Genomic DNA, 7,540 nt, shown 5'->3' with positions numbered 1-7,540 from the left:
CCAGCCGCCAAGGAGGCCGCACCCGTGAGCGCCGCCCAGCCGTCCACGACCGTCACCGACGAAGCACCCGCCGCCGAGGCGCGCGCCAAGCGGACCCCCCGGGCCCGGCGGGCCGCCCCCGCGGGCGGGGTCCGGCCCGCGCCCGCCCTGCACCCGGAGGAACGGGCCCGGCTGCTGGAGGGCCGGCACCACGATCCGCACGCGGTCCTGGGCGCCCGGACCCTGCGCGGCGGGGTGGCGTTCCGGGTGCTGCGGCCGTACGCCAGGACCGTCACGGTGGTCGCCAAGGGGCTGCGGGCCGAGCTGCACGACGACGGCGACGGGCTGTTCTCCGGGCTGTTCCCGCTGCGCACCGTCCCGGACTACCGGCTGCTGGTGGCGTACGACGGCGACGAGACGGAGATCCACGACCCCTACCGGTTCCTGCCGGCGGTGGGCGAGCTGGACCTGCACCTGATCGGCGAGGGCCGGCACGAGGAGCTGTGGACGGCGCTGGGCGCCCGGCCGATGGAGCACCAGGGGGTGAGCGGCACCCGGTTCACGGTGTGGGCGCCCAACGCGCAGGGGGTCCGGGTCACCGGTGACTTCTCCTGCTGGGACCCGGTCGCGCACCCGATGCGTTCGCTCGGCGCGAGCGGGGTGTGGGAGCTGTTCCTGCCGGGCGTCGGCGAGGGCGCCCTGTACAAGTTCGACATCGCCCGGCCGGACGGCAGCCACACGCTGCGCGCGGACCCGATGGCCCGGGCCACCGAGGTGCCGCCGTCCACCGCCTCGGTGGTGACGGCCTCGCACCACGTGTGGCAGGACGAGGAGTGGATGGCCGCGCGCGGCCGCCGGCCCGCGCACCAGGCGCCGTTCTCGGTGTACGAGCTGCACCTGGGCTCGTGGCGGCCGGGCCTGAGCTACCGGCAGCTGGCCGAGCAGCTCCCGTCGTACGTGAAGGACCTGGGCTTCACGCACGTGGAGTTCATGCCGGTCGCCGAGCATCCGTTCGGGGGTTCCTGGGGCTACCAGGTGACCGGCTTCTACGCGCCGACCTCCCGGATGGGCAGCCCGGACGACTTCCGCTTCCTGGTGGACTCGCTGCACCGGGCCGGGATCGGGGTGATCGTCGACTGGGTGCCGGCGCACTTCCCGCGCGACGAGTGGGCGCTGGCGGAGTTCGACGGGCGGCCGCTGTACGAGCACGAGGACCCGCGGCGGTCCGCGCACCCGGACTGGGGGACGCTGGAGTTCGACTACGGGCGCAAGGAGGTGCGCAACTTCCTGGTGGCCAACGCCGTCTACTGGTGCCAGGAGTTCCACGTGGACGGCATCCGGGTGGACGCGGTGGCCTCGATGCTCTACCTCGACTACTCGCGCGGCGAGGGCGAGTGGGTGCCCAACGAGCACGGCGGGCGGGAGAACCTGGACGCGGTGCGGTTCCTGCAGGAGATGAACGCCACCGTCTACCGGCGCTGCCCGGGCGTGGTGACCGTGGCCGAGGAGTCCACCGCCTGGGACGGGGTGACCCGCCCCACCGACTCCGGCGGGCTGGGCTTCGGGCTGAAGTGGAACATGGGCTGGATGCACGACACCCTGCGCTACCTGTCGAAGGAGCCGGTGCACCGCAAGTTCCACCACCACGACATGACCTTCGGGATGGTCTACGCGTACAGCGAGAACTACGTGCTGCCGATCTCGCACGACGAGGTGGTGCACGGCAAGCGCGCGCTGGTGTCGAAGGTTCCCGGCGACTGGTGGCAGCAGCGGGCCACGCACCGCGCGTACCTGGGCTTCATGTGGGCCCACCCGGGCAAGCAGCTGCTGTTCATGGGCCAGGAGTTCGCGCAGGGCGCCGAGTGGTCGGAGTCCCACGGGCCCGACTGGTGGCTGCTGGACAGCAGTTACACGGCGGCGGACGACCACCGGGGGGTGCGGGAGCTGGTGCGGGACCTGAACCGGGCGTACGTGGCGGCGCCCGCGCTGTGGGAGCGGGACTCGGTGCCGGAAGGGTTCGCTTGGGTGGAGGCGGACGCGGCGGAGGACAACGTCTACGCCTTCCTGCGGTACGCGGCGGACGGCTCGCCGCTGCTGGCGGTCTGCAACTTCTCCCCGGTGGTGCGCCGGCAGTACCGGGTCGGGGTGCCCGAGGGCGTCGCGCTGTGGCGGGAGGTGCTCAACAGCGACGAGGAGCGCTACGGCGGCAGCGGCGTGCGCAACGCGCAGCCGCTGCGGCCGGAGCGGGAGCCGGCGCAGGGCCGGCCGCTCAGTCTGCGGCTGACCCTGCCGCCGCTGAGCACGCTGTGGTTCAGGCCCTGACCGGGAGGATCTCCTCCAGTTCGGCGAGCAGCCGGTGCTTGGTGCGGGTGCCGACCATGGACCGCACCGGCTCGCCGCCCTGGAACACGATCATGGTCGGCGCGGACAGCACCCCGTGGCGCAGGGTGACCTCGGGGTTGTGGTCCACGTCGATCTGGACGATCTTGAGCCGGTCGGCCTGGTCGGCGGCGAGCGCGGACAGCACCGGCGCGAGCTGCCGGCAGGGGCCGCACCAGTCGGCGGTGAACTCGACCAGGACCGGACGGTCCCGCTCGGCGAGCACCTCCGCCGCGAAGGTCGCGTCGGTCACCTCGGGGACTCCCTGGGCACGCATCGTCGTACTCTCCTCGTGTCGTCAGCCGGTCATCTCGCACCGGGGCACGGCCGCCGCTCCGGCGGCCTCCTCGGCCTCGGCGAGCTGCCGCGCCACCTGCTCGCGTACGTCGGCCAGCCGGCCGAGCAGCTCGTCGAGCTCGACGAGCTTGCGCCGGTAGACGGCCAGCGAGGCCGGGCAGCGGTCGCCGGCCGGGTGGCCGGCGCGCAGGCAGTCCACGAACGGGCGGGTCTCCTCCAGGTCGAAGCCGAAGTCCTGGAGGGTGCGGATCTGGCGCAGCAGCGCCAGGTCCTCCTCGTCGTAGCTGCGGTAGCCGTTGTCGGTGCGGCGGGCCGTGAGCAGCCCGCGCGCCTCGTAGTAGCGCAGGGTCCGGGTCGTGGTCCCGGCCCGGCGGGCCAGCTCGCCGATTCGCATGGGACGACCGTATTCCTTGACGCCGACGTCAAGGCAAGGAGCCCTCGCCACCCCCGTGAGGCGAGGGCCCCTCGCACTGGGTCACGCAGGGGCGGAAGGAACGGTTCAGGGTGTGGCGCGAGGACCTGTGGGGAAGGGATCATGACGGTGGCCCGAACCGCACGCCGGGCAGTGGATCTTCTCTTTCACCGATTACCGGACGGTCGCCGGTAAACCGGCGCAAATCACCGAACTCGGTCGGAGATTCCTACGAGTTGTGAGTTGGTTCGAACAGACCGTAGTCGTCGGACCCCAGCCACTTCTACCGTGTGCCCGTGCACTCAAGTCCCCCCTTCAATGCCTCCGCCGCCCGCCGCCTGCGCGCGGCCCTCGGCATGGCGCCCGGTCACGTCGCCTACGGTCTGCGCGCCCAGTACGGACTCCTCGTCGCCCCCGAGACCGTCATGGCCTGGGAGCGGGGCGAGGCCACCCCCGCCCCGGCGGAGCTGACCGCCCTCGCCGGCGTGCTGTGGTGCGCGCCCGGGGAGCTGCTCGCCGAACCGGTGACCCTGCGGGAGCACCGCATCGCCCGGGGCCTGACGGCCGAGGAGCTCGCCCGGCGGGTGGGGCTGGACCCGGGGTCGTACCAGAAGATGGAGGACACCGGCCGCTGGAAGGGCAACGAGCGCCAGTCGGCCGCGCTGGCCACCCTGCTGAAGCTGAGCCTGCCGCAGTTCGTGGCGGCCACGGGCAAGCAGGAGGAGCTGGCGGAGGTGCTGCGCAACGCGGTGACCACGCGCTGGCAGGCGTACCTCAAGCCGCTCACCAAGCTGATCCCGGTGCCGAAGGCCCATCTGGAGTGGGTGCTGGAGCAGCTCTACGACGACTACCAGTCGCGGATGGTCGCCACCTTGAGCTGGGGCAGCGGAAGCGGCCAGGGCGGGGCGAACAGCGGGGACGCGGGCCGGGAGTTCCTCGCGGAGATCGTCGACCGGTTCTGGGCGCTCGCCCGCGGGACCGGATGACCCGGAAAGGACCTGCCGTCCGGCCGGTACGGCGGGGACGAACGTCCCCGCCGTACCGGCCGGACGACCGGCGCCGGGCGGAACCGGCTCAGAAGACCGACTCGGCCTCGTACATCCGGTTCTCGGGCACGGTCTTGAGCTCCGCGGTCGCCGAGGCCAGCGGGGCCATCACGATGTCGGTGCCGCGCAGGGCCGTCATCCGGCCGAAGTCGCCGCGGTGGACGGCCTCGACGGCGTGCCAGCCGAAGCGGGTGGCGAGCACCCGGTCGTAGGCGGTGGGGACACCGCCGCGCTGGACGTGGCCGAGGATGACCGGGCGGGCCTCCTTGCCCAGGCGGCGCTCCAGCTCGACGGCCAGGCGGTTGCCGATGCCGGCGAAGCGCTCGTGACCGTACTGGTCGATGGCGCCCTTCTCGTACGGCATCGAGCCCTCGGCCGGGTGCGCGCCCTCGGCGACGCAGACGACCGCGAACTTCTTGCCGCGGGAGAAACGCTCCTCCACCATCTTGACCAGGTCGTCGACCTGGAAGGGACGTTCCGGCAGGCAGATGCCGTGGGCGCCGCCGGCCATGCCGGACTCCAGGGCGATCCAGCCGGCGTGCCGGCCCATCACCTCGACGACCATGACGCGCTGGTGGGACTCCGCGGTGGTCTTGAGGCGGTCTATGGCCTCGGTGGCCACCGTGACGGCGGTGTCGAAGCCGAAGGTGCGGTCGGTGGCGGAGATGTCGTTGTCGATGGTCTTGGGCACGCCGACCACGGGCATGCCGGCGTCGGAGAGCATCCGGGCGGCCGTCAGGGTGCCCTCGCCGCCGATCGGGATCAGGGCGTCGAGGCCGTAGCGCTCCTTGAGGGCGGCGCAGTTGTCGGCGGCCTCCCGCAGCCGGGCGCGCTCCATGCGGGCGGAGCCCAGGATGGTGCCGCCGCGGGCCAGGATGCCGCTCACCGAGTTGATGTCCAAGGGCCGGTAGTGACCGTCGAGGAGCCCCTTGAAGCCGTCCTCGAAGCCGATGACCTCGTCCCCGTGACCGACCAGCGCGCGGTGCACGACGGACCGGATGACAGCGTTCAGTCCTGGGCAGTCGCCGCCTGCGGTGAGAACTCCGATACGCATCGTGCTGTGTCTCCTGCTCCTGGTCGTACCCTCCGTACGGGTGCGGACGTACGGGCGTACGCATGGACGTACTCGTGAAGGCCGTAATGGCGCAGCCTGTCCGATTGTTCCACGCGTCACCGGGGAGGCGCGCTCTGCACTGCTCCGCACCCAGGGCCTTTGGACCCCCCTCCCGAGGCCTTCTACTGACGGGCGCTTTACCCACACGCCAAGGTATTGTCAAGGGGTCAAGCCCACCTTATCGGGGGAAATCGACTCACGAAGAGGGACGGAGAGCCACGTGACGCGCAGCGTGTACGTCACCGGGATCGACCGGGGGGACGGCCGCCAGGTCGTCGAGCTGGGGATCATGGAGCTGCTGACCCGGCAGACGGGCCGGGTCGGGGTCTACCGGCCCCTGCTCCACGACGCACCGGACCGGCTCTTCGACCTGCTCAAGGCCCGGTACCGGCTGGATCAGGACGCCGCGTCCGCCGTCGGCATGGAGTACCACGAGGCCTCGGTGGTCCTGGCCGAGAAGGGCACCGACGAGCTGGTCTCCCGGCTGGTCGACCGCTACCACCGGGCGGCCCGCGCCTACGACGTCATGCTGGTCCTCGGCACCGACTACGCCGACACCAACCTCCCCGACGAGCTGGCGCTGAACGCCCGCCTGGCCAACGAGCTGGGCGCGGTCGTCGTCCCCGTGGTCGGCGGCACCAAGCAGACCGCCGAGTCGGTGCGGGCCGAGGCCCGCAACGCCTACCGCGCCTACGAGAGCCTGGGCTGCGAGGTCGTGGCGATGGTGGTCAACCGGGTGGCCAAGGAGGACCGGGACGTCATAGCCGAGCGGCTGGCGGCCCGCCTCCCGGTCCCCTGCTACGTGCTCCCCGACGACAAGTCGCTGTCGGCCCCGACGGTCGCCGAGATCACCCGGGCCCTCGGCGGTGAGGTGCTGCTCGGCGACGAGGCCGGGCTCGCGCGGGACGCGCTGGACTTCGTCTTCGGCGGCGCCATGCTCCCGAACTTCCTCAACGCCCTGACCCCGGGCTGCCTGGTGGTGACCCCCGGCGACCGCTCGGACCTGGTGGTGGGCGCCCTGGCCGCGCACGCCTCCGGCACCCCCGCGATCGCCGGTGTGCTGCTCACCCTGAACGAGCGCCCGGCCCCGCGCATCCTGGAGATGGCCGCGAAGCTGGCCCCGGGCACCCCGGTGGTCTCCGTGGCCGGCAACAGCTTCCCGACGGCCGGCGAACTGTTCGCGCTGCAGAGCCGGCTGAACTCGGCCACCCCGCGCAAGCTGGAGACCGCGCTCGGCCTGTTCGAGCGGCACGTGGACACCCCCGAGCTGCGCGGCCTGCTGTCGGTGACCCGCTCCGAGCGGGTCACGCCGATGATGTTCGAGCACGAGCTGCTGGAGCGGGCCCGCGCCGACCGGCGCCGGGTGGTGCTGCCCGAGGGCACCGAGGAGCGGGTGCTGCGCGCCGCCGACGTGGTGCTGCGCCGGGGGGTCTGCGAGCTCACCCTCCTGGGCGAGGAGCAGGTGGTCCTGAAGAAGGCCGCCGACCTCGGCATCGACATCGGCGGGGCGCAGATCATCGACCCGGCGACCTCGCCCCTGCGGGAACGGTTCGCCGAGTACTACGCCAAGGCCCGCGCCCACAAGGGCATGACCGTCGAGCTGGCCAACGACGTGGTCACCGACGTCAACTACTTCGGCACGCTGATGGTCCAGGAGGGCCTGGCCGACGGCATGGTCTCCGGGTCGGTGCACTCCACCGCGGCCACCATCCGCCCGGCCTTCGAGATCATCAAGACCAAGCCGCAGGCCTCGATCGTCTCCTCCGTCTTCTTCATGTGCCTGGCCGACCGGGTGCTGGTCTACGGCGACTGCGCGGTCAACCCCGATCCGAACGCCGAGCAGCTGGCCGACATCGCCGTCCAGTCCGCCGCCACCGCCGCCGCCTTCGGCGTCGAGCCGCGGATCGCGATGCTGTCGTACTCGACCGGCACCTCCGGGTCCGGTGCCGACGTGGACAAGGTCCGCAAGGCCACCGAGATCGTCCGGCAGCAGCGTCCGGACCTGGCCGTCGAGGGCCCGATCCAGTACGACGCCGCCGTCGAGCCGTCCGTGGCCGCGACCAAGCTGCCCGGCTCCGACGTGGCCGGCCGGGCGACGGTGCTGATCTTCCCGGACCTCAACACCGGCAACAACACCTACAAGGCGGTCCAGCGCTCGGCGGGCGCCGTGGCGGTCGGCCCGGTGCTGCAGGGCCTGCGCAAGCCGGTCAACGACCTGTCCCGCGGCGCACTGGTCCAGGACATCGTCACCACGGTGGCGATCACCGCCATCCAGGCCCAGAACCCGGCCGCCGCGCAGTAGCCCCTCCTCCC

Annotated in this window: 6 protein-coding genes; 3 read left to right on the top strand and 3 right to left on the bottom strand. The window is 72.3% G+C overall.

From position 1 onward, the window contains the following. The first annotated feature begins 24 nt into the window (after positions 1-24). A complete protein-coding gene (gene glgB / locus EF918_RS05565; protein ID WP_125641674.1) occupies positions 25-2,301 on the top strand; it encodes a 1,4-alpha-glucan branching enzyme in 2,277 nt (758 codons plus the stop codon). Here the strand turns inward: glgB and EF918_RS05560 are convergent. Next, a complete protein-coding gene (locus EF918_RS05560) occupies positions 2,291-2,635 on the bottom strand; it encodes a co-chaperone YbbN (protein ID WP_125641671.1) in 345 nt (114 codons plus the stop codon). The genes glgB and EF918_RS05560 overlap by 11 nt on opposite strands. 21 nt (positions 2,636-2,656) lie before the next feature. Next, on the bottom strand, positions 2,657-3,049 hold the full coding sequence (locus EF918_RS05555) for a MerR family transcriptional regulator (protein WP_125641668.1): 393 nt from the start codon (positions 3,047-3,049) through the stop codon (positions 2,657-2,659). A gap of 308 nt (positions 3,050-3,357) precedes the next feature. Here EF918_RS05555 and EF918_RS05550 point away from each other — a divergent pair, with 308 nt between their 5' ends. Next, positions 3,358-4,053 (top strand): helix-turn-helix domain-containing protein, encoded by a 696-nt coding sequence (locus tag EF918_RS05550; RefSeq protein WP_125641665.1) that lies wholly within the window; start codon positions 3,358-3,360, stop codon positions 4,051-4,053. 88 nt (positions 4,054-4,141) lie between these two features. Here the strand turns inward: EF918_RS05550 and EF918_RS05545 are convergent, their stop codons facing one another. Next, a complete protein-coding gene (locus EF918_RS05545; RefSeq protein WP_125641662.1) occupies positions 4,142-5,167 on the bottom strand; it encodes an ATP-dependent 6-phosphofructokinase in 1,026 nt (341 codons plus the stop codon). A 280-nt stretch (positions 5,168-5,447) separates the two neighbouring features. On the opposite strand from EF918_RS05545, the gene pta reads away from it, so the two are divergent. Further along, on the top strand, positions 5,448-7,529 hold the full coding sequence (gene pta / locus EF918_RS05540) for a phosphate acetyltransferase (protein ID WP_125641659.1): 2,082 nt from the start codon (positions 5,448-5,450) through the stop codon (positions 7,527-7,529). Positions 7,530-7,540 lie beyond the last annotated feature (11 nt).

This window comes from Streptomyces sp. WAC06614, from assembly GCF_003949795.1.
Lineage (GTDB): Bacteria > Actinomycetota > Actinomycetes > Streptomycetales > Streptomycetaceae > Streptomyces.
The sequence above is the reverse complement of the archived record's forward strand: the minus strand, read 5'-3'. Positions and strand labels throughout refer to the sequence as shown.

What these genes read in the sequence shown, in the direction of transcription:
- EF918_RS05560 (WP_125641671.1), bottom strand. Translation starts at nt 2,635, where the DNA reads ATGCGTGCCCAGGGAGTCCCCGAGGTGACCGACGCGACCTTCGCGGCG.
- EF918_RS05555 (WP_125641668.1), bottom strand. Translation starts at nt 3,049, where the DNA reads ATGCGAATCGGCGAGCTGGCCCGCCGGGCCGGGACCACGACCCGGACC.
- EF918_RS05545 (WP_125641662.1), bottom strand. Translation starts at nt 5,167, where the DNA reads ATGCGTATCGGAGTTCTCACCGCAGGCGGCGACTGCCCAGGACTGAAC.